Genomic DNA, 26,781 nt, shown 5'->3' on the forward strand with positions numbered 1-26,781 from the left:
GTGGTGGGTGACTCGGACGGCGCAATTGCGCGGAATGGTGCAGTCGGAGGGGCGGTGGGTGACCCGGACGGCGCAATTGCGCGGAACGGTGCAGTCCGAGGGCCGGCGGACGACCCGAACGGCGCAATTGCGCGGAACGGGTCGGGACGGACTGTCGGTGGCGACTGGCAGCGTGCCCGCCATGACGACACGAATCGACTGCGACTCCTGCCTGGTGCGGGGGCTGGCGTGCCACGACTGCGTGGTCACCGTGCTGCTGGGGCCGCCGCCCGAGCTGGCCGACTTGAGCATCGACGACGACGAGCGGCGCGCGCTCGACGTCCTGGCCGACGGCGGCCTGGTGCCTCCGTTGCGGCTGGTGCAGCCCGTCGACGGGCCGGCCGTCGAATCGGCGTGAGCGCCGTCCCCACGTGTGACCCATGTGGCGTGTGGGGCACGCCACGCCGCGATCTGGACCGATATTTGGCGGCCCCTTCGGGGCGGGTCTACGGTGGGCGACCGAGGCATCCGTGGAAGTGGGTCCACCAGGTCCCGCGCGGAGGCCACGCTGAGTCTCTCGCCGTCCGCGGCGGGGGAGCCGGGGAACCAACTCTCCTGGGGTGAATCCTCTGCAAGGCGGACTGGTTCAAGGCGCCCGACCCGGGTGCCGAGAATCAAGCCGGGGAGCAGAGGTAGGGCAGGTCGTGCCCGAATCCGTCAGCTCACCCGGTAAGCGTTACGACTGCAAAGGACCCACACGTAGTGACCAAGTTCCGGGTGCGCGCCAGCGCAGCGGTCTCGGGTGTCGTGCTCGTCTCGACCTTCGGCCTGCTCAACTCCTCCCCGGCCCAGGCCGAGCCCACTGTCGACGACGTCCAAGAGCGCGTCGACAAGCTCTACCACGAGGCCGAGCAGGCCTCGGAGCGCTACAACGACGCCAAGCTCCAGCTCGCCGAGCTCGAGTCGGACCTCGACTCCTTGCGCGCCGACGAGCGGCAGGCGCGCAAGGCGCTCGACGCCGTGCGCAGCGAGGCCCGCGACAGCATCCTGCGCCAGTACACCGGTGGCGGAAGCGACCTCGGCGCAGTGACCCAGGTCGTCACCGCGACCGACTCCGGCGCCTTCCTCGACCGGCTCTCGACGATGTCGTCCTACCAGGACATCCAAGACGGCGTGTTCGACGACTACACGACCAACCTCGAGGCCCTCTCCATCCGCACCGACGCCGTCCAGCGGCGCGTCGACCAGGTCGCCGAGGTCGAGGCCGACCTGGCGCGGGAGAAGGAGACCATCGACAACAAGTTCGAGGACGCCAACGACCTCCTCGACCGGCTCAAGGAGGAGGAGCGCCAGGAGATGCTGTCGCGCAGCACCACCTCCACCCGGGTCCCGGCCACCAGCGTGCCGGCCTCGGGCCGCGCGGGCGCGGCGATCAAGTACGCCATGGCCCAGGTAGGCGACGCCTACGTCTACGGTGCCGCCGGCCCGAACGCCTTCGACTGCTCCGGCCTCACCATGATGGCCTGGGCACAGGCCGGCGTCGGCCTGCCGCACTCCTCGAGCGCCCAGTACTCCTCCGGGGCCCGCGTCTCGCAGTCCGACCTGCAGCCCGGAGACCTGGTCTTCTACTACAGCCCGATCAGCCACGTCGGCATGTACATCGGCAATGGCCTGATCGTGCACGCCGCCAACCCGGGCTCCGGTGTCACGACCGCGCCAGTGAACTCGATGCCCTACGTCGGCGCGGTGCGCCCCGGCTGACGGCTCGACCCTGACCGACCACCCGCGAAGGACCGGTCGCCCCCGATGGTGGGCGGCCGGTCTTTCGTTGTTGCTGACCGCCTGCCTGGTCGCCGGCGCAGCCGTGCTGGTGCACCTGATGCTCGAGGACCACGAGCCGGCCCCGGCGTCACGGTCGAGCACCGACGCACCCGCACCCGCGGCGGCCGCGGCCACGGTGCGCCGTCTCGCCGACGCCCTGCGCGCCGGCGACCGGAGTGCGGCCGAGGCGCTCGCCGTGCCGGGGGATACCGCGACGTCGGATCGGCTCGGTGCAGCCGCGGACGCCGTCGAGAACGTCGGCATCGACGACGTGCGGCTGCGTTACACCGGCGAGCGAGGAGAGCCGCTCGACGACGGCGACTGGCTCGGCGTCGTCGACGTGACGTGGTCCTACGCCGGCTTCGACGACGAGCCGGCCACCGTCGAGGTGCCGATCGGCTTCCGGATCGTCGACGACGCCGTGCGAGTCAGCTCGATCGGTGCCGACGAGCTCGCCGGCCGCGAGCGGCTGCCGATCTGGCTTGCGGGCCCGGTCCGGACGGCACGCACCGCCGACGTCCTCGTCGTGGCGTCCGCGTCCCGTCGGCCGCAGTCCTATCTGCGCACCGCCGTGCGGGCCCTTCCCGAGGTCTCGCGCATCGTGCGCGGGTGGCGGCCGAGCCTGGTGGTGGAGGTGCCGGCCGATGCCGACGCCGTCGATCGGACCCTCGGCGCCGAGCCGGGCAGCCACGAGCCGATCGCCGCCACCGCGGCGCCGAGCACGCCAGGGATGGTCCAGGACGCGCCGGTGCATGTGGTCGTGAATCCCGACGTGTTCGACCGGCTCGGACCGGCGGCCCGACAGGTCGTGATGACCCATGAGGCCACCCACGTGGCCACCGACTCGCCCGCCAGCGCCGCGCCGACCTGGCTGGTGGAGGGATTCGCCGACTATGTCGCGCTCCGCGGGGCCGGACGCACGGAGACCGGACCCCTCCCGTTGACGCGAACCGCGGCCCAGATCGCGGATCGGGTCCGCGCCGACGGACTCCCGGCGCGACTGCCCGGCGAAGACGATCTGGACGCGGAGGCTCCCCATCTCGGCGCTGCCTACGAGGCCGCGTGGCTGGCGTGCGTCACCCTCGCCGAGCGTCGCGGGCCGGACGCCCTGGCTCGGCTGGTCCACCGCGTCGGGGCCGGCGTGCCACTCGCAGACGGGCTGCGCACCGGCTTCGGCTGGACCGAGGGAGACCTGGTACGCGCCTGGCGGGCGCGACTGGCGGAGTTGGGCTCGTGACCGAACGCCGCGTCGCGCTCGCCACGCTCGCCGTCGGGCTGCTCGCGCTCGTGGTCGGCGGTGTGTTGCTCGTGCCGTGGGATCCGGTGCCGGGCGGTCGTCTGACGCCGGTGCCGGTGGCCCAGGTCCTCACTCCCGAGGAGGTCGACCGCGCCGAGGCGTTCGCCCGCTGGTCCCGGCTGTGGAGCTGGTCCTCGCTGGGCGCCTCGATCCTGGTCGCCTGCTGGTTCGGTCTCACCGACCGCGGTCGTCGGTTGGTCTCGGCACTGCCGGGCCGGTGGTGGGTGCGGGTACCGCTGGCCGTCTCGGCGCTCATCCTAATCGGACGGCTGGTCACCTTCCCGTGCGCGGTGGCGCTGCGCCGGCTGCGGCTCGACGAGGGACTCACCCACCAGTCCTGGGCGGCGTTCGGGCTCGACGTCGCGCGCACCGAGGCGGTCTCGATCGTGTCGACCTCGGTGGTCGTGCTGGTGCTGGTGGGCTGCGCCCGGCGGTGGAAGCGGGCCTGGCCGGCCATCGCCGGTGGTGTGCTCGCGGTCCTCGTCGTGGCGGGCTCCTTCGCCTATCCGGTGATCGTGGAGCCTCTGTTCACCGATGTCGAGCCCCTGCCCGACGGGTCGTTGCGCACCCGGATCCTGGCGCTTGCCGAGGCCGAGGGAGTCGAGGTGGACGACGTGCTGGTCGCCGACGCCTCGCGGCGCACCACCACGCTCAACGCCTACGTGTCCGGCTTCGGTGCGACACGACGGGTCGTCGTCTACGACACCCTCCTCGCCGAGGCGGGGCGGCCGGCCGCCCGGCGCGACGACGGCACGCTCGCGACGTCGGGTGAGGACGAGGTGCTCGCGGTGGTGGCGCACGAGCTCGCCCACGCCCGCCACCACGACGTCGTGACGGGCACCGTCCTCGGGGCCGCCGGTGTCCTGGCCGGGGTGGGCCTGCTGGGCCTGGTACTCGCAGCGGCCCGACGACGGGGCGCGCCGGAGCCCGGGGACCCCCAGGTCGTGCCCCTGGTGCTCGCCCTGGCCGCGCTGGCGATGTTCGTCGTCGCGCCGGTGACCAACGCGGTGAGCCGTCAGCTCGAGACCCGCGCCGACGTCGACGCCGTCCGGGCGAGCTCGGCGGTCGACGGGGGAGCGCAGGCGCAGGCGGCGTTCATCGGCGTCCAGCGACGGCTGGCGCAGCGCTCGCTGGCCGACCCGACCCCGCCGGCGCTGGCGCAGCTGTGGTTCGCCAGTCATCCAGGCGTGCTGACCCGGATCGCGATCGCCCAGCGCGTCGCGGACTGACAGGCTCAGCCCGGCTCAGTACGCACCGATGCCCCGGATCGAGAGATCCGGGGCATCGGCAGCGGCGTGGTTACGGGGTGGTGCCGGGGGACGGGGTCTCCTTGCACTCGCCCGGACCGACCTTGTCGATCGTGGAGCAGGTGTCGCCGAACAGGTTGTTCACGCTGTCGCCGAAGGCGACGACCGCGAGCACGATGACGGCGGCGATGCCGGCGATCAGGATGCCGTACTCGACCGCGGAGGCGCCGCGCTCACCGCGACGGCGCCAGAAGGCCAGCCGGCTGCGCAGCGTGCGAGGGCCTTCGGTGGCCAGATCCGCAGCGTGGTCCGCTACGTGGTCCATGGTGCTGTCTCCCATCGTCCCTCAGTTACTACTTGCAGTTGGCGGGGGCGTTGGCCTCCCCACCGGAGATTCCGGAACAGGTCTCCTTGAAGATGTCCTGGATCTTTCCGCCCAGGGCCATGACGACGAGGATGATGACGGCGGTGATGCCGGCGACCAGCAGGCCGTACTCGACGGCCGAGGCGCCCCGTTCGTCCATCCGCGCCTTGCGGGCGCCGATCATGATGAGCAGGTAGTCAAGCATGGGGTGCTGGCTCCTCTAGTTGATGCGATGGGGTGTGAGAGGCCCCGAGACCGAAAGTGCTCACGCAGGTATTCTCGCGCGGCGCGCAGCGGCGATACCTCAGGCGATCGTCCGAACGCATCTAGTCATTTATGACTAGATGACGCACCGGAAGGTGGTCCTCGGCTCAGCCTGGATGCAGGCTCAGCTCTCGCCGGGCTGGATGCTGGAGAGCAGCCCGATCCGCATGGCGGTGACCAGGGCCTGGGCCCGGTTGGCGGCCCCGAGCTTCTGGTAGATCCGGGCGATGTGGGACTTGGCGGTGGACTCGCTGAGGTAGAGGCGCTCGCCGATGGCCGCGGCGCCGAGACCGTCGGCGAGCAGCAGCAGGACGTCGTGCTCACGCTCGGTGAGGCTGGTGGACTCGCCCGACGCCCGGCGCATCATCGCGCCCGCCAGCCCCGCGCAGATGAAGGCACGCGGCGAGATCGCGGCGTGGCGGGCGGCCTTGACGACCTCCGAGGAGGGGGCGTCCTTGCCGACGAAGCCCGAGGCGCCGGCCTGCATGGCGGCGAAGATCTGGTCGTCGCCGGAGTGCATGGTGAGCACGATCAGGCCGGTGGCGTCGTTGTCCTTGCGGATGGTGCGCACGATGTCGAGCCCGGTGCCGTCTTGGAGCTGGAGGTCGGCGACCACGACGTCGGGCTGGTGCTCCTCGTAACTGGCCAGTGCCTCGGCGACCGAGCCGGCCGTGGCGACGACGTCCATGTCGTCCTCGAGGTCGAGGACCATGGACAGCCCGCTGCGGATCAGCTCGTGGTCGTCGACCAGCAGGATCCGGGTGGGTGTGTCGCTCATGAAGGAACTCTCTCGGGGTCTCGGCGCGCTGAGGGAAGGGTAGCCGCCCGACCCCCCAGCCGGAACGCGCGTCATGGCGCGGCCAGGCGACTCTAACGGTTGTCTTGGTGGGAGATCTCCACAGCGACGGCGAGCCCACCCTCTGGACGGTCGCCGATGGAGATCTCGGCGCCGACGAGCCGGGCCCGCTCGCGCATGATCTTGAGACCGTGGGAGTCGCTGCGGCCCTTCTGGAGGCCGCGGCCGTCATCGGTGACGGTGATCAGGGCTTCGGGTGCATGCACCCGGCAGTGGACGTCGATCGAGTTGCACTGGGCGTGCTTGATCGCGTTGTTCATCGCCTCCTGCGCGATGCGGAAGAGCTCGGCCTCCACCTCCGGGCGCAGGCGAGTGGCGTGCTCGTCGAGGGTGACGTGGATCGGGATCTGCGAGGACTCGCTCAGGTGCCGCGCCACCGCCCCGATCGCCGTACCGAGGCTCTCGGCCTCCCCGATGCTGGTGCGCAGGGTGAGCACCGACTGCCGGACCTCGGCGACGATCGAGGTGATCCGGCCGCGGAGCATCGCGAACTGCTGGGCCTGCTTCTCATCGGCCGGACGTGCGGCCAGCACGTCGACGAGGTAGCCGAGCGAGGCGATGTCCTGGGCCACCCCGTCGTGCATCTCGCGAGCCAGCCGCTTGCGGACGTCGGCCGAGGCCGAGTCTCGGAAGTCGGCGAACAGCAGGGCGGTGTCGAGTTGCACGATCTGAGTACGCAGGTCCCGGCGGATGCGGCCGACCAGGCGTTCGAGGTCCTGGGAGCCGAACGTGGAGCGCAAGGGGAGGATGCCGGCGAAGACGGCGGCGTCGCCCACCTTGAACGCGAAGCCGCCTGCGTCGATCACCGTCTCGCCACGGGTCAGCGCGGTCACGGCCAGTTCCTCGGCCAGGCTGAGCCCGGACTGGTCGGTGCGGTCGAGGGTCTGGGCCGCAAGCGGGATCAGGACCTCGCCACGCGGCAGGTACAGGCCCGAGGCGGTCGTGGGTACCGTGTCGCCGACGGCGCTGAGGACCGTCCCGGACAAGGTCGCCACGTCCAGGCCCGAGCTGAGGTCGTCGGAGAGGTCGAGCAGCTGCTTGATCAGGTGCTGGGCGTCCAGGTAGGGCGCGAGCCCGGCGCGCTCTCGCTCGAGACCGGCGTGGATGACGCTGCCGACCAGGCCGAAGCCGAGCCCGGCCATCGTCCAGGAGAAGATCGATAGGACTTGGCTGTCATCGGGCTTCGGTCCGATGGCGATGAACGTTGTCAGTACGACGGTGGCCAGCTCGGCGCACACCGCCAGGATGCAGCCCCGGGGACCGAGTCGGATCGCCGCGATGAACGGCGGCAGGGCGAGCGCCAGGAGGAAACCGGTGGTGATGTCGATCGAGGCGCCGGCGATGGCGCCGACGGCGGCCGCTTCGATCAGTGGGGTGTACGGGGCGAGGTCGGAGCGGCGCTCGGCGACGCTGGTGGCCAGCCAGACCAGGCAGAGCAGGCCGAGCGCTACGAGCGCACCCCGACTGCGGTTGTAGGCCAGGATCGGCGCAGCGAGCGCGATGACAGTGAATACACGCGCGCCTATGGAGATCCGGCTGAGTCTCATTCTCATGTGGGTGTGGTCACCGATCTGGGTGGGCTGGACGCGTTGGCTTAGAACGTGTCCAGGATCGAGAGGGCCGCCGGACCGAGCACGGCGATGAACAGGCAGGGGAGGATGCAGATGATGAGGGGGAGCGTGATCTTGACCGGCACCTGCTGTGCCTTGGCCTCCGCGCGCTGGCGCCGCTTGGAGCGCATCTCGACCGACTGGGCCCGCAGGACCTGGCCGATCGGGATGCCGAAGGAGTCGGCCTGCACCATCGCGCTCACGAAGGAGCGGACGTCGGGCACGGTGGTGCGCTCGGCCATGTCGCGTAGCGCCGCGGAACGGCTCCGGCCGATCTGCATCTCGGCCAGCACCCGCGCGAACTCCATCGCCAGCGCGCCGTCGGTGTGCCTGGCGACCTGCTGGAGCGCGGCGTCGAACCCCAGCCCGGACTCGACGCTGATCGTGAGCAGGTCGATGGCGTCGGGCAGCTCGCGCAGCAGCTGCTCGGACCGGTTGTAGGTGGTCTGGTAGAGGTACAGGTCCGGCAGGAAGAAGCCCAGGAGCAGTCCGATGATCGCCACGAGCGCGATCACCACCAGCCGGTCGCTCATCAGGGCGCCGGCGGCCAGGCCGATCAGGAAGACCACGACCGCGCCGATCACCTTGACCGAGGCCACCCGGTCGGCGCTCCAGTCGCCGGGGTTGCCGGCGACGTCGAGTCGGTGGTGGAGCCGGCTGGAGGTCTCGGAGCGGGTGAACACGCGGCCGATCCGGGCGGTGCGGCGCAACAGGGGCTCGATGATGCGCTCGGAGAAGGGGCGCTCGTCCTCCTCCGGCGTCTCGATGGGGGCCACGGTGGTCATGGCCTCGATCGCCGCCAGCGACTTCTGGACGCCGGTCGGCGGACGCTCGCTGGTGAGCACCACCACCGCCAACACCAGGGCGCCGACGACCAGGGCGACGCCGAGCAGGAACAGCACGGTGGCCATCAGACCTCCACCCGGGCGATCCGGCTCATCCAGAAGATGCCGATGCAGAGCCAGATGGCGGCGCCGATGATCATCACCAGGCCGCGCGGATCGGTGAACAGCGGCAGGATGTAGTCGCGGCGCGCGATCAGCATGTAGGTCAAGAACAGCGGCGGGAGTGCGCCGAGGATCAGTGCGGACAGCCGACCCTCCGCCGCCAGGCCGTTCACCTGACGGCGGAGGAACTCCCGCTCGCGCATCGTGGTGGCGACGGTGGTGAGCAACTCGGCCAGGTTGCCGCCGACCTGGCGCTGGATCCGGATCGCCATGACGACCCAATGGAAGTCGCGGCTGTCGTAGCGGTCGGCCACCCGCTCGAGCGCGTCGTCGAGCGACACCCCGATTCGGGTCTCGACGAGCACGCGCCCGAACGCGGAGGCGACCGGCTCCAGGCCCTCACGCACGATCGCGTCGATCGCCTGCACGAACGAGAGGCCCGCGGTGAGCGATCCCGCCATCAGGTTGAGCGTCTCGGGCAGGACGGCGTCGAAGGCGCGCCGTTGCCGCGAGATGCGCATGCTGAGGTAGGCGATCGGCCCGAGTGCGCCGATGATCATGAAGAGCAGGATGACCACGGGGTCGCCCTGGCCGGCCAGGGCGCCGAAGGCGCTGGAGACCAGGAAGATCCCGATAGACAGCAGTGCCCACTCCGAGGAGCGCAGCTCGCTGCCGGCGGCGTCGAGCTTGACGCTGATCCACCGGTCGAGGGTCCGGTGCCGTTCGAGGACCCTGCCCAGCGCGTCGGCCATCTGCTGGAAGACCGGCGGCGTGTGCGACTCCTTGGGCACGTTGATGGGGCCCAGGCCACCGGAGAGGAAGTCGCTGATCCGGGCTTCGGCGGTGAGCGGCTTGGGCTTGGCGGGGACGAGGGCCAGCGCGATCGCGAAGAGGCCGAGGCCGAAGACGGCGGAGCCTGCGTAGATGACCCACCGGTTGCCGTCGTCTGCAGACGGGGGGAGCACGACGGGGATCGTGCTCGCCGGGTCGGTGACCACCTCACCCCCGGACAGGGCGGGCAGGGTGAAGTAGAGGTACTTCTCGCCCTCGGGCAGCGGCAGGGTGATCGAGACCGAGATCGACTTGTCCTCCGAGACCGCCTCCGCCGGCGCGGTGATGGCGACGGCGATCTGGCGGTTGAGGATCTCGGCCTCGGCGGCGAACTCCGCGGTCAGCGCCTCGGCGCTGGCGTCCAGGACGGCACCGCGATCGCCGGCGACCTCCTCGAGGATCGCGAGGGCCGACTCGCTCTGGTCGAGGGCGACGACGCCGACGTCGACACCGGACTCGGCGACCTCGGCGGCGATCTCGTCGGGCAGCGCTCCGCTGGTGTCCTCGCCGTCGGAGATCACCAGAACCGAGCGCTGGCCGTCGTCACCTGCCTGGGTCAGGGCCTGCTCGATGCCGTCGAAGAGCTGGGTGTCCTTGACCTTGGCGACGCGCAGACCGTCGACGACGTCGAGGGCCGCCTCGCGGTCGGTGGTCGGCTCCAGCGCGACCTCGACGGTCTTGTCGAAGGTGACGATGCCGACCAGCACGTCGGTGGGCGCGCTCTCCAGGAAGGTCCGGGCGGCGGCCTTCGCGGCTGTGAAGCGGGCGCCGGTCATGGACCTGCTGATGTCGATGGCGAGCACGGTCGTGCGGGTGACCCGCGTGGCGCTGTCCTTGATCAGGCGGGCCTCGGTCTCGTAGTCCTCGCCGTCGATCGTGGCGCTGACGCCGCCCAGGTCGACCTGGACCCCCTCCGGGACGGCCACGTTGAGGACGACGCCGGGGTCCTTGCGCTCGGCGCCGCTGATCCCGAACTCGTCGTCGGCGGCGCTGGCGGCCCCCGAGGTCAGCCCGGAGCCGAGGGCCAGGGCGAGGCCGAGGGTCAGGGCCGCCAGGGCCAGGACTGTGACCGCCGCACCCGCGCGCCCCATGCGGCTGCCGGTGGGCCTCATGTCGGTGGCCCTCACATTCGATCCGAGTAGAAGAGCATCGGGTCGACGGTGACGTTGGAGTTCTCCATCTTCTCCAAGAACCCCGGCCGCAGGCCGGTGGCGCGCAGCCGGCCGAGGGTCCGGCCGTCGGGGTCGAAGCCCAGGGAGTTGTCGAAGACGAAGAGCTCCTTGAGCGTGATGACGTCACCGTCCATCCGCTCGACCTCGGTGATGCTGGTGATGCGCCGGGTGCCGTCCTTGAAGCGGTGCTGATGCACGATGAGGTCGATCGCGGAGGCCATCTGGTCGCGGATCGCCCGGATCGGCAGCTCCATCCCGGCCATCAGCGCCATCGTCTCCATCCGGGAGAGGGTGTCGCGTGGGCCGTTGGAGTGCAGGGTGCAGATGGACCCGTCGTGGCCGGTGTTCATCGCCTGGAGCACGTCGAGCGCCGAGGCGTCGCGGACCTCACCGACCACGATCCGGTCGGGGCGCATGCGCAGGCTGTTGATCACCAGGTCGCGGATCGTCACCGCGCCCTTGCCCTCGATGTTGGCCGGGCGCGACTCGAGCCTGACGACGTGCTGCTGCTTGAGCTGGAGCTCGGCGGCGTCCTCGATGGTGACGATGCGCTCGTCCTCGGGGATGAAGGAGGAGAGCACGTTGAGCGTGGTGGTCTTGCCGGCGCCGGTGCCGCCGGAGACGATGACGTTGAGACGGCCGCGCACGCAGGCGTCGAGGAAGTCGGCGGTCTGCGGTGTGACCGTGCCGAAGTTCACCAGGTCGTCGATCCCGAGCGGGTCGGCGGCGAACTTGCGGATGGTGAGCGCGGAGCCGTCGAGCGCCAGCGGCGGGACGACGGCGTTGACCCGGCTGCCGTCGGGCAGGCGGGCGTCGACCATCGGGCTCGCTTCGTCGACGCGGCGCCCGATCCGGGAGACGATCTTGTCGATGATCCGGCGCAGGTGCGCCTCGTCGGTGAACGAGGTGTGGGCCTTCACCAGCCGACCGTGCTTCTCCAGCCAGATCGAGTCGTAGGTGTTGACCATGACCTCGGAGACCTCGGGATCGCGCAGGTAGGGCTCGAGGGGGCCGTAGCCGAGGATGTCGTCGCTGATCTGCTGGGTGACCCGTGCGCGGTCGCTGTTGCTCAAGGGCCGGTCGTGCGCGCTGAGCACGTCCGAGAGGACCACGCGGACCCGCTGCTCGAGCTCGCCCTGATCGATGTTGGGGTCGTACAGGTGGGGGCCGAGCTGCTTGAGAAGCTCGACGTGGACGCTGCTCTTCAGCTCGTCGAGACGATCGCTCTGGCCGGCGCGACGACGTCCGGGGGTCTCGGACCCGCGCCCGCCGGAGCCCTGGTGCGCCCCGACCCGCTCCGGTCCGGCCCGGCGAGTGCCGCCCACCCGGTCGATGATCGGGCCGACGGTCGAGTCGACGCGGGCGGGAAGCCCTGGTGGTACCGGGCCGCCGGGCTGCCGCGGGGGATACGGCGCCTGAGCGTAGGAGGGCGCACCGATCGGGTGCGGCGTCGGCGGGTGGCTGGGAGCCGGGGGAGCCGCCTGGCCGGCCTCGCTCTTGCCCTCGGTGACGGCGGGAACCTGCGTCTGGTCGTCGGGGTGCTGGTCGTCGGGGTGCTTGTCCAGCGTGGGCGGTCCGCTCACCGTCGGCTCAGTGCCGGCGCGGTCCGACTGGGGTCGCGGGCGATCGGCGTCGACCACCCGCGGCGGCTCGTCACGCTCCTTGGCTGCCCGTCGAGCCGCCGCGAGCCGCTCCGACAGACTGCTCATCCGCGGGCCTTCCGGCGCCGACGGAACAGCCGGCGCTTGGTGCCGGGCCCGGCGGTCGAGCCGTTCAGCGGAAGCGGAGCGCCGACCGGCTGCCCGGCGAGCGCGGAGGCGAGCCCGCGGATCGCCACGCTCGCGGGGTGGCGTGGCGACTGGAGCATGATCGGCGTGCCTGCGTTGGTGGCCGCGGCCACGTCGATGGAGGTGGCGAGCCTGGCGGTGATCGGCATGCCCAGGATCGACTCGACCTCGGCGGGTCCGATGCCGACGGCGTCGTCGGCCCGGTTGAGCACGAGATGGCGATGGCCGTTGGCGATCGAGAGCACCTCGAGGGTCTCGAGGGCGAGCTTGACGTTCTTCAGGGTGGGGACGTCGAGGGTGGTCACGATGACGCACTCGTCGGTCTCGTCGAGCGCGGTGAGCACCTGGTCGTCGAAGGACGGTGGCAGGTCGATCACCACGTAGTCGAAGCCCTCCCGCAGCGCTCGCAGGATGCGGGTGACCAGCGTCGGGGTGACCCGATCACGCGCATCGGGGTGAGGCGGCGCGGCCAGGATCATCAGCGAGTCCTGGTGTCTGGTGAGCAGGCCCTGGACCATGGTGAGGTCGATCTGGTCCTCGGCGCCGATGGCCTGCTCGATGGAGTTGGTCGCGAAGACCTGGGTAGTGATCGCGACGTCGCCGAATCCGAGATCGAGGTCGACCAGACAGACCTTGCGGGCCCCGCCCTCGGCGAGCGCCAGGGCGACGTTGACCGCGATCGTCGTCTTCCCGACGCCGCCCTTGGGGGAGAAGATCGAGACGATCCGGCCGAGGTGGCGCGCACCGGAGGGGCCGCGCAGCGCCTCGGCGAGCTGGTGGGCGCGCTGGATCGCCGCCGCTGTGGCCCCGGGGTCGCCGGCCGCGACGACGTCGCGGGCCCCGGCCTTCATCGCCCCGGCCAGCACGTGTGCGTCGGGGGAGTCGACCGCGAGCACGACGCTCACGACCGGCTTGTCGACGCTGAGGTCCTGGCAGACCTGGAGGGCGGTCTCCAGCGGGAGGCTCGGACCGAGCACGACGACGTACTCGTCGGGGTGCTGGTCGAGCCAGCCCAGCATCCGGTCGGGGGCGCTGACCGCCTGCGCGCCCGGAGGCATCGCCCCGAGCAGCGTGGAGACGGCGGCCGAGTCGGTCTCGACGAGGACGGGCATCAGCCGCTCCCACCTGTGGACGTCGCGGGAAGCAGGGTGAGCCGGACCTTCGCCCCGCTGTCTCGGGCGGTGATCAGCCGGTCGGCGTCCTTGGGGGAGAGCGCGAGCGTGATGACGGTGCTCGGGGTGGCGGCCAGCGGGTTGCCATTGGCGTCGAGGCCGGGCTGCTCGGCGAGGGTGGTGCTGCCGACGCCGATCACCAGGACCTCGGTGAACAGCGCGCCGTCGACGCCTGGGACGCCGCTGACGTAGACGGCCACGCGGGAGCCCGGGCGGGTGAAGTTGCCGACCCGCTCCTCGTCGTCGAGGGTGAGCGCGACGCCCTGCATGCCCTGGGGGATCTCCAGGGTGACCGCGCTCTCGACGTCGGCGAGGTCGTCGGTGAACCGCTGGGCCAACAGCTGCTCACCGGGATAGATGGTGGTGACCGCGATCTTGCCCTCGAAATCACGGCCGTCGGAGGCCGAGCCCTCGAGGACCTCATCGACCGGGACCGGGACCACTTGGATCTTGCCCTGCGAGGTGGCCTCCTCGAACGACTCGCCGGGGAGGATCTGCCCGATGGCGGTGACCACCTGGCGGGTGGAGGTCTTCGCCGAGGCACGCTCGTCGGCGCCGGCGGCATAGAGGAAGACCAGGCCGGCCCCGATCAGGGCCACCACGACTGCCACGACCAGCATGACGGTGCGCCTGCTCACGCTTGTGTCTCCCTCCCCAACGGACACCCGGTGTCCACGGAGCTCTCCGCGACGCCGCCCTGAGGATAGGGAGCCCGCCGCCGCTTCACATGGAAATCGGTGAGAAGTCGCGTCGAGCCGTCTCGGCTGGCGACATTCTCACCTACGATGCCGCGCCCGCACCAACCGACCGCCCTGGTCACCCCTGTACCGTGCTCGATCGGTCAAATCGCGTCAAGCCGGGACCTACTCGCCGGGGCCTACTCGTAGAGCGCGGCGATCTCGTCCTTGCACTCGCGGACCACGACGTTGCGGCGCAGCTTCAGGCTCGGGGTCAGCTGGCCGCCCTCCTCGGTCCAGTCGATGGGCAGGATGGTGAACTTGCGGATCGCCTCGGCCTTCGAGACCGCGGAGTTGGCGTCGTCGACGGCCGCCTGGATCTCGGCCACCAGGTCGGGGTCGCGCATCAGGTCGGCCACCGGGTCCTTGCCCGCCTGCTTGCCCTTGACCTCGGCCCACACGGCCACCGCCTCGGGGTCGAGGGTGATCAGCGCCGCGATGAAGGGCTGGCGGTCACCGACGACGAGCGCCTGGCTCACCAGCGCGTGCGCGCGGATCCGGTCCTCGAGGACCGCGGGGGCCACGTTCTTGCCGCCGGCGGTCACCAGGATCTCCTTCTTGCGGCCGGTGATCCGCACGAAGCCCTCGTCGTCGACCTCGCCGATGTCGCCGGTGTGGAACCAGCCCTCGGCGTCGATCGCCTCGGCGGTGGCCTCCTCGTTGTCCCGGTAGCCGTGGAACACGGTGCCGCCGCGGACCAGCAGCTCCCCGTCGTCGGCGATCCGGACGGCGGTGCCGGGCAGCGGGCGCCCGACGGTGCCGACCTTCTGCGCGGTGGGCAGGTTGACGGTGATCGCGGCCGTCGTCTCGGTCAGGCCGTAGCCCTCCAGGATGGTCAACCCGATCCCACGGAAGAAGTGGCCCAGCCGCTCCCCGAGCGGGGCGCCCCCTGAGACGGCGTACTCGCAGGCCCCGCCGAGCGCCTGGCGCAGCTTGCCGTAGACCAGGCGCTCGAACAGGGCGTGCCGGGCGCGCAGCGCCAGCGAGACACGGCCCTTGTCCTGGGCGCGCGACCACGCGATCGCGGTCTCGGCCGCCTTGTCGAAGATCTTTCCCCTGCCGTCGGCGGTCGCGCGCTGCGAGGCGGTGTTGAAGACCTTCTCGAACACGCGCGGGACGGCCAGCACGAACGTCGGGCGGAACTCCTGGAGCGTCGGCACCAGGTTGGCGATGTCGGCGCTGTGGCCCAGCCGGACCCGCGCCTGGATGCAGCCGACCTGGATGATCCGCGCGAACACGTGGGCGAGGGGGAGGAACAGCAGGGTCGCGGGCGGTTCGCCGCCGGCTGGCTCGAACAGCTCGGGCAGCTCGGCGACCGCGACCCCGAGCTCGGTCTGGAAGTTCCCGTGGGTCAGCAGGCAGCCCTTGGGGCGTCCGGTCGTCCCGGAGGTGTAGATCAACGTCGCGAGGTCGTCGGGCCCGGCCGCGGTGCGGCGTGCCTCCAGGTCGGCGTCGGAGACGTCGTCGCCCAGCCGGGTGAGCACGTCGATCGCCCCGCGGCCGCCGTCTGCGCCCTGGTCGTCGACCTCGAGGCTCCACACGTGGCGCAGGTCGTCGAGCCCACTGCGCACACTGGCGATCCGCGCCAGGTGGGCAGGGCCCTCGGCCACCACCGCGGCCGCGCCGGAGTCACGCAGGATCCACTCGATCTGCTCGGCGGAGGAGGTCTCGTAGATCGGCACCGTGACCGCGCCGGCGAACCAGATCGCGTAGTCGACCAGGGTCCACTCGTAGCGGGTCCGCGACAAGATCGCCACCCGGTCGCCCGGCTCGATACCGGCGGCCACCAGCCCCTTGGCGACCGCGACGACCTCGGCCAGGAACTGAGCGGCGGTGACGTCCTCCCAGCGGGCATCCTCACCACTCCCGACACGGCGGGAGAGCACGGCGACGTCCGGCGCCTCGGCGGCATTGCGGACGACGTCGTCGGTGAGATTGCCCGAGGTGGGGAGATCGACGGTCAAGGGGGTCGAGAACTCGCGCACGGGGGCACGCTACCGCCCGACCCGCTCGGAGGGATCACCCGATCCGGTAGCCTCCTGCGAGCCGCCGCCGCACGCATCAGCGCACCCGCCAGCACCGACGCCCCGCAGGGGAGAGAGAGGTCCCGATGGCCGAGCAGACCACCTCCTCGATCGTGGTCGAGGCCGCGCCGTCCGACGTCATGGACGTGATCGCCGACTTCCCCGAGTACCCCGCCTGGGCCAAGGGCGTGAAGGTGTGCGAGGTGCAGTCGGAGTACCAGGGCGAGCAGGACGACCGGGCCCGCGAGGTGTTCTTCGCCCTCGACGTCGCACCGGTGAAGGACGAGTACACGCTGGCCTACGTGTGGGACGGCGACCGGCAGGTCACCTGGACCCTCGTGGAGGGCAAGATGCTCAAGGCCCTCGACGGCGCCTACATCCTGCGCGACCTCGGCAACGGCTCGACCGAGGTGACCTACCGGCTCGCGTTGGACGTGTCGATCCCGATGATCGGGATGATCAAGCGCAAGGGCGAGAAGATCCTGATCGACACCGCGCTCAAGGGGCTCAAGCAGCGCGTCGAGTCGCTCGCCTGAGTAGCCACCCACTGCCCGACGTCGACCACTCAGCAGCTCAGTCTCGCGTGCGCATCCTCCTGTTCACCGGCAAGGGCGGTGTCGGCAAGTCCACGGTCGCTGCCGGTACCGCCGCCTTGGCGGCTGCCGAAGGACTGCGCACCCTCGTGCTGTCCACCGACGCCGCGCACTCCCTCGGTGACGCCTTCGGCGTCGAGGTCGGTGCCGAGCCGACCGAGGTGGCCGACCGGCTGTTCGTGCAGCAGGTCGATGCGCAGCTGCGCTTCGAGCAGTCGTGGGCCGACGTGCAGGGCTACCTGCTCTCGGTGCTCGACGTCGTCGGTGTCGACCCGGTGGCCGCCGAGGAGCTGACCGTCATCCCGGGCGCCGAGGAGGTGCTCGCACTCCTGGAGCTGCGCCAGCACGCGCTCGGCCTCCACGCAGCCGGCCGCCGTCCGAGGGGCCGCACGGAGCGGGGTGAGCCGGCGTGGGACGTGATCGTCGTCGACTGCGCTCCCACCGCAGAGACGTTGCGCCTGCTGGCCCTGCCCGAGGCGCTGGGCTGGTACATGCAGCGCATCTTCCCGACCCAACAGCGGGTCGTGCGGGCGCTGCGTCCGGTGCTGAACCGAGCCGCCGGCGTCCCGATGCCGGAGGGCTCGGTGTTCGGGGCCATCGAGCGACTCCACGCCGAGCTCGGCGAGGTGCACGCGCTGCTCAGCGCGCCGGGGGCCAGCGTGCGGATCGTGCTCACGCCCGAGCAGGTGGTGCTGGCAGAGGCCCGGCGCAGTCACACCAGCCTGTCGCTGTTCGGCTACCGGGTCGACGGAGTGGTGGCCAACCGGATCTTCCCCGCCGACGGCTCGGACGCCTGGCGCGCACGCTGGGTGGAGGCGCAGTCGGAGGTCCTGGAGCAGGTAGGGCAGTCCTTCGAAGGGCTGCCGGTGTGGCGGGCGCCCTACCAGCCCAGCGAGCCCGTGGGCGTGGCGGCGCTCGCGGCTCTCGCCCGCGACCTGTACGACTCCGAGCCGGCCGCTGCCGACCCGTTCGCACCGTCCAGCGGCGCCGGACCGTTCCGGGTCACCCGCACCGCCGAGGGCGCCGTCCTCCACCTCGCCCTGCCCGGTGCGCGCAGCAGCGACGTCGACCTCACTCGGCACCGCGAGGAGCTCGTGGTGACCGTCGGGCCGTATCGTCGGCTCCTCACGCTGCCCTCGGGGCTCGCGCGACTCTCGGTGGCCGGTGCTCGGGTCGAGGACGGCGAGCTCCGGGTCCGCTTCCGTGACGAGCCGAGAGACACGCGAACCGGTGGGCGAGAAGGCGGGCAGACGGGCGCACGACAGGAGGCACGAGGGTGAGCACCGACCAGGGCGACGGCGACCGCGCCTCGAACGGGTGGACCGAGTCCGTCGGAAGCGTCGGCGAGGAGGCGGCCCGGCTCCTCGGCGCTCTTCACGGCGCCCTGACCGGCGGCGAGCCGGAGGGATCGGTCGCCGACGGTCACGCCGCGCAGGATGCGGCGAGGGGCGTGGCCGAGCAGGCTGCCGGACTGGTCTCCGGTCTGGCCGGACTCGCCGGACAGGCCGCCGAGAGCCTTGCGGCCTCCTGGGAGGAGGCTCGGCCGACCGGTGAGACAGCAGACGGCGCCGAGGACTCCCCGAGGCAGTGCGAATGCAGCTACTGCCCCCTGTGCCGGACCGCGCGACTGCTGCGCACCACCCATCCCGAGGTCGTCGAGCACCTCACCCAGGCGGCAAGCTCCCTGCTCCTGGCTCTCCAAGGACTGATGCCCGGCGCCGCCAGCGGCTCGGCCGGCGCCCCGGGGCGAGACACCGGCCGCGGGTTCGAGAGGATCGACCTCGATGACGAGTAGTCCCGCCGCCGGGACCGGCGGCCTGACCTGCGGCATCGACGTCGGCGGCACCAAGATCGCCGGCGCCGTGGTCGATGCCGAGGGGCACGTGCTCGAGGAGCAGCGCGTCACCTCGCCGGCGACCGATGCCGAAGCGGTCGAGGACGCCATCGCTCGGCTGGTGGGCGACCTCGGATCGCGTCACCGGATCGAGGCGGTGGGCATCGGCGCGGCCGGATACGTCGACTCCGGCCGCAGGATCGTCATGTTCGCTCCCAACGTCGCCTGGCGCGACGAGGACCTCGGCCGCGAGATCCACGAGCGGGTCGGTCTTCCCGTCGTCGTCGAGAACGACGCCAACGCCGCCGCATGGGGAGAGTTCACCTTCGGGGCGGCCACCGACGCCGACGACATGCTGATGATCACCGTCGGCACCGGCGTCGGCGGCGGCATCGTCATCGACGGCGCCCTCTACCGAGGAGCCTCCGGGTCGGCCGCCGAGATCGGCCACCTGCGGGTCGTCCCCGAGGGCCTGCCGTGTGGCTGTGGCAACCGGGGCTGCCTGGAGCAGTACGCCAGCGGGTCGGCGCTGGTGCGCGACACCCGCGCCCTCGCCCACACGCCCGAGGCCGCCGCCCTCCTGGCTCGTGCCGGAGGAGACCCCGAGGCCATCGACGGCCCGACGATCACCGCGGCCGCGGCCGCCGGCGACGCATTCGCCAGGAACCGGGTCGCCGAGGCCGGGCGCTGGCTCGGCGAGGCGATCGCCTCCCTGACCGCCGTCCTCGATCCCGGCGTCATCGTGATCGGCGGCGGGGTGAGCGAGGCCGGCGACCTGCTGCTCGACCCGGCCCGCGAGGCCTTCGCCCGCGAGCTCACCGGCCGCGGCCACCGGCCGGTCCCCGAGATCCGCGCCGCCTCGCTCGGCAACCGCGCCGGCGTCATCGGTGCCGCCGATCTGGCACGGTACTGATCTCATGGTTCTCTACATCGGCGTCGACGTCGGCGGGACGAAGGTCCTGGCCGGCGAGGTGACGCGCGCCGGCACCGTCGTCCGGACCGCGCGGCGCAGCACCCCCGGACGCCGGGTCGACATCAGCGCGGTCGAGGACGCTCTCACCGAGGCGGTGCTCGACGTCGCGGGGGGTCGCCGGATCGCCGGGGTCGGGCTCGCCGCGGCGGGATTCGTCGACGCCGCGGGGGAGCGGGTCATGTTCGCACCGCACCTGCCGTGGGCCGGCGAGCGGGTGCGCGAACGACTCAGCAAGCGCTGGGGGGCACCGGTCGCGCTCGACAACGACGCCAACTGCGCCGCCGTCGCAGAGACCGCCTTCGGGGTCGTGCGCGGTGCGTCCTCCGCCTTGATGATCACTCTCGGTACCGGCATCGGCGGCGCCATCGTGCTGGCCGGCCAGCTGGTGCGCGGCGCCCAGGGCATGGCCGGCGAGTTCGGACACATGCAGCTGGTCCCCGACGGGCGCAACTGCGAGTGCGGCATGTCGGGCTGCTGGGAGCAGTACTGCTCGGGGAACGCGCTGGTGCGATTCGCCCGTGCTCATCTCGACGGCCCCGACGGAGCCCTGCTGCGCGAGCTGTGCGGCGGTGATCTCGACCTGCTGACGGGCCCGATGGTCACCGAGGCCGCCGAGCGCGGCGACCCGCTCGCCCGCCAGGCGTTCGCGGTGATCGGCGAGTGGCTCGGGGCCGGCCTCGGTGCCCTCACCTCGGCCTTCGACCCCGAGCTGATCGTGGTCGGGGGTGGCGTCTCCGCGGCCGGAGACATCCTGCTCGATCCGGCCCGCCAGGCACTGGCACGCACGGTCGTCGGCGCCGGGCATCGGACGCCGCCTCAGGTCACCGCCGCCGGTCTCGGTCCGGAGGCCGGCCTGATCGGTGCGGCGCTGCTGGCCCGCTCGGCCCGTTGGGCCGGCTCGGCCCGCACCGCTCGCACCGCGCGCAGCGTGCGCGGCATCCAGACGATCGGACCCGGCGACTACCGCTCGGGCGTCATAAAACCGCGCCGTCGTCGTCCGGGTCGCGGGGCTCGTGGGACATCTTGAAGACCAGGTAGAGGAATCCGCCGACGAACGCCGCCACGAGGAAGTAGGCCACCAGCTGCGGCAGCGAGATCCGGAAGATCAGGCAGATCAGCAAGATCGCGGGCGCGCCCAGCACCCCGCTCCACGCGGCGTACCGGTCGGGGGTGGTCGTCGGGATCGGCGGCGGGGGCGGCGGCACGAACCGATCGGTGGTCCAGTCGGAGTCGGGATACTCGTCGTCCCAGGACGCCGTCGGCGGCGGGTCGTCGTCGAGGGTGTCCCACACCCCCGCGGACTCCTCGCCGAGGTCGTCGGCCGAGCCGGACTCCCGGCCGGTGGACGGCAGCGCGGGCTCGTCGTCGAGCGCCGGCCGTTCCCCGTAGTTGTCGACGATCGCCTGCCAGGCCTCGTCGTCGTCGATGGGCACCACCTGAGACTACGTCGTCATGCGGAGGCGGTCACGCGGGCGATGAAGTCGGCGCTGTCCGCGAAGATCGTCGGGGCGTCGTTGTCGAGGGTGGCCACGTGATAGCTGTCGGGCAGTGACACCTCGGTGATGTCGGTCGAGGAGACCCGGCCGACGATGAGCGGCTGGGTGGCGTCGTCGACCACGTGGTCCACGGTGGAACGGAAGTAGAGCAGCGGGCTGGTGACCCGCGGCAGGTCCTCGACCAGCTGCGGCCACATACGGACGAAGGAGTGCAGCGCCTTGAGCGGGGTGCGGGGGTAGCCGTGCTCGAGCTGTCCCGGCTTCTTGATGTCGCTGGCGATACCCGGAAGTCCAGGGATGAGGTGCTTGAGGAGTGGCAGCGCCTTGAGGTCGAGCCGCTTGCTGGCGACAGCGGGGTTGACCAGGATCACCCCGGAGATCTGCTCGGCGTGCTCCTCGGCCAGCCTGGTCACCAGGGCGCCGCCCATCGAGAGCCCGCCCACCACCACCGCGTCGTGCTCGAGGCACAGCGCGTCGAAGGCACGCGACACCTCGCCGTACCAGTCGCTCCAGCGGTGGGCGTTGAGGTTCTGCCAGGTGGTGCCGTGCCCCGGCAGCCTCGGCACCCGGACGCCGTAGCCACGCTCGCCGAGGAACTCGCCCCACGGGCGGATCGCGTACGGCGATCCGGTGAAGCCGTGGCTGAGCAGGACGCCGACGCGACGTCCGCCGGTCAGCTCCGGGCGTGCGGCGATGGTGAGCGGGTCGTGCCGCGGGTCGAGGGGCATGGGCAGATCATGCCGCAGTGCGAACGCCCACGCGCAGGCCCGGGGGCCGGGTCCGATGGATGGGAGCACCCGCGCGGAGGTACTACGCTTCGTCGGTCAGGACGGGCGGGCCGGCGGGTCGGCGTGTCCACGGTGCCACGGGTGTAAGGGGTCGCGTTGTTCTACTGGTTCCTCAAGTGGATCGCTCTGGGCCCACTGCTCCGGGTGATCTTCCGGCCCAGGGTGGAGGGCGAGGTCAACGTGCCCGAGGTGGGACCGGCCATCCTGGCCAGCAACCACCTCTCCTACGCCGACTGGCTGTTCATGCCGCTCACCCTGGCGCGCCGGGTCACCTTCGTGGCCAAGGCCGAGTACTTCACCACCCCGGGCATCAAGGGCTGGCTGCAGAAGCAGTTCTTCTCCGGAGCCGGCCAGGTCCCCATCGACCGCTCGGGCGCCGACGCCGCGGCCGGCGCCCTGATGTCGGCCAAGAAGGTCCTCGGCGCCGGCGGCCTGTTCGGGATCTACCCCGAGGGCACCCGCTCCCATGACGGCCGGCTCTACCGAGGCAAGACCGGAGTGGCGCGCCTGGCGCTCGAGACCGGCGTCCCGGTGATCCCCACTGCCGTGGTCGGCACCGACGTCGTGGCGCCCCCGGGCAAGAAGTTCGGATCGTTCACCCGGCCGGTGGTCCGCTTCGGGAAGCCGCTGGACTTCTCCCGCTACGAGGGCATGGAGAACGACCGCTACATCCTGCGCTCGATCACCGACGAGATCATGTACGAGATCATGCGGCTCTCCGGGCAGGAGTACGTCGACAAGTACGCCACGGTCGCCAAGGAGGAGTCGAAGCGGGCCGAGGCCGCCGCGAAGGCCGAGACCGCCGCCGAGCGGAAGCTGGCGTCCTGAGCCGTCTCGGGTCCCGTGGGGTCCTCGCGGCGGTGGCTGTCGAGGACCGGCTGTTCCGGGCGCTGGCGGTCCTGCGGATCGTCACCTTGATCAATGCCGTCGGGCTCAACATCTACCGGCGCGACAACCTGGACCACCCGATCGGCGCGTGGGCCGTCGTCGGCGGCATGGTGGTGTGGTCGGCGATCGCCACCTGGGCCTACTCCGATGCCCTGCGTCGTACGTGGGTACTGCTCGTCCTCGACCTCGCGGTCGCGCTGACCGCGATCGCCCTCACTCCGGTCTTCAAGGGCCCGACCTTCAACGCCACGATCCCGGGCTTCTGGGTGATGGCGGCCCTGCTCGCCTGGGCGATCCGGTTCCGGCTGTGGGGCGGCCTGGTGGCCGCGACGCTGATCGGGGCCACCGACCTGCTGCTGCGCGACGAGCTCACCCAGACCAACTACGCCAACGTGTACCTGCTGTTCATCGGCGGTCCGATCGTCGGCTACATGTGTGGCTCGTTGCAGGAGATGGCGGCCGAACGTGACGCCGCCGAGCGCTCGGCGGCGGCCGCCGCCGAGCGTGCGCGGCTGGCCCGCGTCGTCCACGACGGGGTGCTCCAGGTGCTGGCGCTGGTGCAGCGGCGCGGCGCCGAGCTGGGGGGAGGCGCCGCCGAGCTCGGCCGACTGGCCGGCGAGCAGGAGTCGCGCCTGCGGACGCTGATCCGCTCGCAGGATGCGGTGGGCGAGGATGCCGGGGGGACGTCGAACGAGGTGGTCGACGTCGCCTCGCGGCTGGGCCGGTTGAGCCTGCGGCCCGGCGTCGACGTCGTCGTGCCGGGTGGGCCGGTGGAGCTCCCGGGCGCCGTCGCCGCCGAGCTGGTCGCCGCCGTCGCCGCGTGCCTGGACAACGTGACGGTGCACGTCGGCGAGGGTGCGCCGGCCTGGGTGCTGCTGGAGGCCTTCCCCGACCGGGTGGAGGTCTCGGTCCGCGACGAGGGCCCCGGCATCGCGCCGGGACGGCTCGAACAGGCCGCCGCAGACGGGCGGCTCGGTGTGACCGGCTCGATCCGCGGACGGATCGAGGATCTCGGCGGCACCGCGGTGGTGACCTCGGGATCGTTCGGCACCGAGTGGGAGCTCGTGGTGCCACGCGGAGAGGCATGATCGGACCGTGACCATCCACTCCGGGCACCCCTTCCCGACCGAGGACGACCCGGCCAGGCGGCTGCGCGGCCGCCTCGGCGCGGCGGTGACGCTGTGGACCTCGGGCGCGGGCACCACCCCCGGCACCCGGGCCGGACTCACGATCACCTCGGTGCTGCTGGCGAACGGTGACCCGCCGCGCCTGCTCGCGCTGGTCGACCCGGACTCCGACTTCGCCGACGTCTTCGAGGACACCGGGCGCGCCGTCGTCCAGCTGCTCTCGTGGGGGCACCGCGACCTCGCCGACGCCTTCGCCGGTGTGGCTCCCGCCCCCGGGGGTCCGTTCCGGATGGCGGAGTTCGACCAGACGCCGTCGGGTCCGCGGCTGCGCGGGGCGACCACCTGGGCCGACGTCACCCTCGAGTCGGCCAGCCCCGTCGGCTGGTCGCTCCTGCTCACCTGCCCGATCACCGAGGTCGTCGTCGGCGCCGACGACGAGCCGCTGCTCCACCGGCGCGGGCGGTACGCGCGCCCCTGACGTCCGGGGTGCGGTTAGGGTCACGGTCGTGAGCGGCGAGGCGGCAGCGATCCGGGTGATGGTGGTCGACGACCACCCGATGTGGCGCGACGCCGTCGAACGCGACCTGCAGGGCGCGGGGCTCGACGTCGTCGCGGTGGCGGCCGACGGCGACCAGGCGCTGGCGCGGTTCCCGGCGGCGCGGCCGCAGGTCGTCGTCCTCGACCTGCAGATCCCCGGGCCGAACGGCGTCGAGGTGACCCGGCAGGTGCTCCAGCAGGACCCGAGCGCGCGAGTGCTGATCCTGTCGGCGTCCGGCGAGCAGAACGACGTCCTGGAGGCGGTCAAGGCGGGAGCCACGGGCTACCTGGTGAAGTCGGCCTCGCGCGAGGAGCTGCTGGACGCCGTGCGGCGGGTCGCGCGCGGTGACTCGGTGTTCACCGCCGGACTCGCAGGGCTGGTCCTGGGGGAGTTCCGGCGGCTGTCCGATCCGGCCGGTGGTCCCGCCATCACCGGCAACCCCGAGCTCACCGAGCGTGAGACCGAGGTGCTCAAGATGGTCGCGAAGGGCATGTCGTACAAGCAGATCGCCGAGCGGCTGGTGCTCTCCCACCGCACCGTGCAGAACCACGTGCAGAACACCCTGCGCAAGCTGCAGATGCACAACCGGGTCGAGCTCACGCGGTATGCCATCGAGCAGGGCCTGGACGCCGACTAGTGTCACGCGGGTGACCACGGCGGCGTACCTGGAGCGACTCGGCCTCGACCCCGACCCCGAGCCGACCCTCGACACGCTCACCGCGATCCACCGCGCCCACGTGCAGCAGGTGCCCTACGACAACCTCGAGATCATGCTCGGCCGTCCCGTTTCGGTCGACCCGCGCGACTCGCTGGACCGCGTGGCCACGATCGGACGGGCCGGCTACTGCTTCCACCAGAACGGCGCGCTGGAGGCCCTGCTGACCGACCTCGGGTACGCCGTCAGGCGGCACCACGGCGCGGTGTGGTTCGACCCGGCCGATCGGGACCGCACCGACCTCAACCATCTGGTGCTCTCGGTGTCCGGACTGCCCACCGAGGCGAATCCCGGCGGCCGCTGGTGGCCCGACGCGGGTCTCGGCGAGGGCTTCCTCGACCCGGTTCCGCTCGTCGTCGGCACGATCCACGACGGTCCGCTCACGATGTCGGTCACCGAGGTGAGCGAGGACGGCTGGTCGTTCCGCAACGACCCGCGGGGCAGCTTCACCGGCCTGGAGGTGCGGGCGCTGCCGGTGGGCGCCGACGCCGTCGAGGCCGCGCACCGGCGGCTGTCGACGCCGCCGGACGGGACCTTCACCAAGAAGCTGGTGGTCCAGCGCCGCGATCCCGACGCCATGCTGACCGTGCGTGGCTGCGTCGTGGTGCGCGTCGACGAGGCCGGGCTGCACCAGCACGAGGCGACGACGTACGACGAGTGGCGCGACGCGCTCGCCGAGCTCCGGCTTCCCCTCGCCGACGTCCCCGAGGGCGAGGTGCGCGCGCTGTTCGACCGGACCCTGGTCGCCCATCGGGCCTGGGTGGAGGAAGGGCGCCCGTGACGACCCTCCTCGAGATCGCCGACGAGCTGTACGCGCTGCCGCTCGGTGAGTTCACTCCGGCTCGGGACGCGCGGGCCAAGGCGCTGAAGAAGCAGGACGCCGACCTGTCGGCCGCGGTGAAGGCGTTGCGCAAGCCGTCCCTGGCGGCGTGGGTAGTCAACCTCTTCGCGCGCCGCGAGGGCGAGCAGGTCACCCAGGTGCTCGACGTCGGCGCCGCGCTGCGAGCCGCCCAGGAGGGCATGTCCGGCGCCGAGCTGCGCGAGCTCACCAAGCAGCGCCGCCAGCTCACCGCCGCCATCACCACCCAGGCGCGGGCTCTCGCGCGGGAGGAGGGGGTGCGCGTCACCCCGGCCGTCGCGGACCAGGTCGAGGCCACCCTCACCGCCGCGATGGTCTCCGCGGGCTGTGGCGAGGCGGTCCGCAGCGGCCTGCTCGTCACCGCCTTGACCACGACCGGGATCGGCGACGTCGACCTCGACGCGGCGGTGGCCGTGCCCGAGGCCATCGGCCACGTCGCGACCCCATCGAGGGGCACCGACCACGACGAGGCGCCGTCGCGGCCCGACCTGCGCGTCGTCCCCGACCCCGACGCCGAGGAGAAGGCCCGCGCCGCCGCGCAGGAGCACCTCACCAGCACCGAGGTGATCCTCGAGGACGCCCAGGGCGCCTACGACGAGGCGGTCGCCGACGTCGACCAGCTCCGCGCCCGTCAGCTCCAGGTCGAGGCCGAGATCGACGAGCTCAAGCGCAGGATCGCCGACCTCGAGGAGACCTACGACGAGGTCGACGACGAGCTCGGCGATGCCGAGGCCGTCCGCGAGGAGGCCGAGGTCCACCTCGCCTCCGCCCGCTCCGACCGCGACGAGGCCGCCGCCGCCCTGGCCCGCCTGTCGTGAGTGCCCGCCGGCCGGGATAGTCCCTGGACTTCGGGTTGGCTCCG

The 26,781-nt window shown here is 71.9% G+C and carries 27 protein-coding genes and 1 riboswitch; of the genes, 15 read left to right on the forward strand and 12 right to left on the reverse strand.

The window, feature by feature from the left end; genetic code table 11:
• Positions 1-181: 181 nt before the first annotated feature.
• The 4 genes from WMR31_RS09805 to WMR31_RS09820 all read left to right on the forward strand — a co-directional run bounded on the left by WMR31_RS09805 (position 182) and on the right by WMR31_RS09820 (position 4,326).
• Positions 182-397 carry a hypothetical protein gene (locus tag WMR31_RS09805; protein ID WP_340538623.1) on the forward strand — a complete coding sequence of 72 codons (216 nt, stop codon included), beginning with the start codon at positions 182-184 and terminating at the stop codon, positions 395-397.
• Between the two features lie 138 nt (positions 398-535).
• Positions 536-729: riboswitch (cyclic di-AMP (ydaO/yuaA leader) on the forward strand.
• 12 nt (positions 730-741) lie between these two features.
• Positions 742-1,740, forward strand: a complete 999-nt coding sequence (locus WMR31_RS09810) for a C40 family peptidase (RefSeq protein ID WP_340538624.1) — start codon at positions 742-744, stop codon at positions 1,738-1,740.
• Between the two features lie 67 nt (positions 1,741-1,807).
• Positions 1,808-3,037 (forward strand): hypothetical protein, encoded by a 1,230-nt coding sequence (locus WMR31_RS09815; RefSeq protein ID WP_340538625.1) that lies wholly within the window; start codon positions 1,808-1,810, stop codon positions 3,035-3,037.
• Positions 3,034-4,326, forward strand: a complete 1,293-nt coding sequence (locus tag WMR31_RS09820) for a M48 family metallopeptidase (protein WP_340538626.1) — start codon at positions 3,034-3,036, stop codon at positions 4,324-4,326. The genes WMR31_RS09815 and WMR31_RS09820 overlap by 4 nt, the downstream gene beginning before the upstream one ends.
• Before the next feature lie 70 nt (positions 4,327-4,396).
• Here WMR31_RS09820 and WMR31_RS09825 read toward each other — a convergent pair whose 3' ends face one another.
• From WMR31_RS09825 to WMR31_RS09870, 10 genes are all read right to left on the reverse strand, one after another.
• Positions 4,397-4,669, reverse strand: a complete 273-nt coding sequence (locus WMR31_RS09825) for a Flp family type IVb pilin (protein WP_340538627.1) — start codon at positions 4,667-4,669, stop codon at positions 4,397-4,399.
• A 28-nt stretch (positions 4,670-4,697) separates the two neighbouring features.
• Positions 4,698-4,913, reverse strand: a complete 216-nt coding sequence (locus tag WMR31_RS09830) for a Flp family type IVb pilin (RefSeq protein ID WP_340538628.1) — start codon at positions 4,911-4,913, stop codon at positions 4,698-4,700.
• Between the two features lie 183 nt (positions 4,914-5,096).
• The gene (locus WMR31_RS09835; RefSeq protein ID WP_340538629.1) at positions 5,097-5,750 is read right to left on the reverse strand and encodes a response regulator; all 654 of its coding nucleotides are present in this window, start codon (positions 5,748-5,750) and stop codon (positions 5,097-5,099) included.
• Between the two features lie 92 nt (positions 5,751-5,842).
• Positions 5,843-7,381: a sensor histidine kinase gene (locus WMR31_RS09840; protein WP_340538630.1), complete on the reverse strand. Its 1,539-nt coding sequence runs from the start codon at positions 7,379-7,381 to the stop codon at positions 5,843-5,845.
• Between the two features lie 41 nt (positions 7,382-7,422).
• Positions 7,423-8,349, reverse strand: coding sequence for a type II secretion system F family protein (locus WMR31_RS09845; RefSeq protein ID WP_340538631.1), 927 nt, complete (start codon positions 8,347-8,349; stop codon positions 7,423-7,425).
• Positions 8,349-10,343, reverse strand: coding sequence for a type II secretion system F family protein (locus tag WMR31_RS09850; RefSeq protein WP_340538632.1), 1,995 nt, complete (start codon positions 10,341-10,343; stop codon positions 8,349-8,351). Before WMR31_RS09850 ends, WMR31_RS09845 begins: the two co-directional genes overlap by 1 nt.
• Positions 10,340-12,097, reverse strand: coding sequence for a TadA family conjugal transfer-associated ATPase (locus WMR31_RS09855; RefSeq protein WP_340538633.1), 1,758 nt, complete (start codon positions 12,095-12,097; stop codon positions 10,340-10,342). The genes WMR31_RS09850 and WMR31_RS09855 overlap by 4 nt, the downstream gene beginning before the upstream one ends.
• A complete protein-coding gene (locus WMR31_RS09860; RefSeq protein ID WP_340538634.1) occupies positions 12,094-13,287 on the reverse strand; it encodes a CpaE/TadZ family protein in 1,194 nt (397 codons plus the stop codon). Before WMR31_RS09860 ends, WMR31_RS09855 begins: the two co-directional genes overlap by 4 nt.
• The gene (gene cpaB / locus WMR31_RS09865; protein ID WP_340538635.1) at positions 13,287-13,985 is read right to left on the reverse strand and encodes a Flp pilus assembly protein CpaB; all 699 of its coding nucleotides are present in this window, start codon (positions 13,983-13,985) and stop codon (positions 13,287-13,289) included. Before cpaB ends, WMR31_RS09860 begins: the two co-directional genes overlap by 1 nt.
• A 239-nt stretch (positions 13,986-14,224) precedes the next feature.
• Positions 14,225-16,069 carry an AMP-dependent synthetase/ligase gene (locus WMR31_RS09870; RefSeq protein WP_340538636.1) on the reverse strand — a complete coding sequence of 615 codons (1,845 nt, stop codon included), beginning with the start codon at positions 16,067-16,069 and terminating at the stop codon, positions 14,225-14,227.
• A gap of 125 nt (positions 16,070-16,194) precedes the next feature.
• Here WMR31_RS09870 and WMR31_RS09875 point away from each other — a divergent pair, with 125 nt between their 5' ends.
• From WMR31_RS09875 to WMR31_RS09895, 5 genes are read left to right on the forward strand one after another with little or no spacing between them, the layout of a single operon-like run.
• Complete coding sequence (locus tag WMR31_RS09875; protein WP_340538637.1) at positions 16,195-16,644, forward strand: SRPBCC family protein; 450 nt, start codon at positions 16,195-16,197, stop codon at positions 16,642-16,644.
• 47 nt (positions 16,645-16,691) lie between these two features.
• Positions 16,692-17,981, forward strand: a complete 1,290-nt coding sequence (locus tag WMR31_RS09880) for an ArsA family ATPase (protein ID WP_340538638.1) — start codon at positions 16,692-16,694, stop codon at positions 17,979-17,981.
• Positions 17,978-18,496 (forward strand): hypothetical protein, encoded by a 519-nt coding sequence (locus WMR31_RS09885; protein ID WP_340538639.1) that lies wholly within the window; start codon positions 17,978-17,980, stop codon positions 18,494-18,496. Before WMR31_RS09880 ends, WMR31_RS09885 begins: the two co-directional genes overlap by 4 nt.
• Positions 18,486-19,448: an ROK family glucokinase gene (locus tag WMR31_RS09890; protein WP_340538640.1), complete on the forward strand. Its 963-nt coding sequence runs from the start codon at positions 18,486-18,488 to the stop codon at positions 19,446-19,448. The genes WMR31_RS09885 and WMR31_RS09890 overlap by 11 nt, the downstream gene beginning before the upstream one ends.
• Positions 19,449-19,452: 4 nt before the next feature.
• Complete coding sequence (locus tag WMR31_RS09895; protein WP_340538641.1) at positions 19,453-20,535, forward strand: ROK family protein; 1,083 nt, start codon at positions 19,453-19,455, stop codon at positions 20,533-20,535.
• Here WMR31_RS09895 and WMR31_RS09900 read toward each other — a convergent pair.
• A complete protein-coding gene (locus WMR31_RS09900) occupies positions 20,483-20,941 on the reverse strand; it encodes a hypothetical protein (protein WP_340538642.1) in 459 nt (152 codons plus the stop codon). The genes WMR31_RS09895 and WMR31_RS09900 overlap by 53 nt on opposite strands.
• Before the next feature lie 17 nt (positions 20,942-20,958).
• Positions 20,959-21,732 (reverse strand): alpha/beta hydrolase, encoded by a 774-nt coding sequence (locus WMR31_RS09905; RefSeq protein WP_340538643.1) that lies wholly within the window; start codon positions 21,730-21,732, stop codon positions 20,959-20,961.
• A gap of 156 nt (positions 21,733-21,888) precedes the next feature.
• Here WMR31_RS09905 and WMR31_RS09910 point away from each other — a divergent pair, with 156 nt between their 5' ends.
• Genes WMR31_RS09910 through WMR31_RS09935 form a run of 6 tightly spaced genes read left to right on the forward strand, consistent with a single transcriptional unit; the run spans position 21,889 to position 26,737 of the window.
• On the forward strand, positions 21,889-22,620 hold the full coding sequence (locus WMR31_RS09910; RefSeq protein WP_340538644.1) for a lysophospholipid acyltransferase family protein: 732 nt from the start codon (positions 21,889-21,891) through the stop codon (positions 22,618-22,620).
• A gap of 32 nt (positions 22,621-22,652) precedes the next feature.
• Entirely contained in the window at positions 22,653-23,768 is a 1,116-nt protein-coding gene (macS, locus tag WMR31_RS09915; protein ID WP_340538645.1) for a MacS family sensor histidine kinase, read from the forward strand.
• A 7-nt stretch (positions 23,769-23,775) separates the two neighbouring features.
• Complete coding sequence (locus tag WMR31_RS09920) at positions 23,776-24,285, forward strand: flavin reductase family protein (RefSeq protein WP_340538646.1); 510 nt, start codon at positions 23,776-23,778, stop codon at positions 24,283-24,285.
• Positions 24,286-24,343: 58 nt separating this feature from the next.
• Positions 24,344-24,982, forward strand: a complete 639-nt coding sequence (locus WMR31_RS09925) for a response regulator (RefSeq protein ID WP_340538820.1) — start codon at positions 24,344-24,346, stop codon at positions 24,980-24,982.
• A 10-nt stretch (positions 24,983-24,992) separates the two neighbouring features.
• Positions 24,993-25,841 (forward strand): arylamine N-acetyltransferase family protein, encoded by an 849-nt coding sequence (locus WMR31_RS09930; RefSeq protein WP_340538647.1) that lies wholly within the window; start codon positions 24,993-24,995, stop codon positions 25,839-25,841.
• Positions 25,838-26,737, forward strand: a complete 900-nt coding sequence (locus tag WMR31_RS09935) for a hypothetical protein (RefSeq protein WP_340538648.1) — start codon at positions 25,838-25,840, stop codon at positions 26,735-26,737. Before WMR31_RS09930 ends, WMR31_RS09935 begins: the two co-directional genes overlap by 4 nt.
• Positions 26,738-26,781 lie beyond the last annotated feature (44 nt).

The organism is Nocardioides epinepheli (genome assembly GCF_037936805.1).
Classification (GTDB): Bacteria; Actinomycetota; Actinomycetes; order Propionibacteriales; family Nocardioidaceae; genus Nocardioides.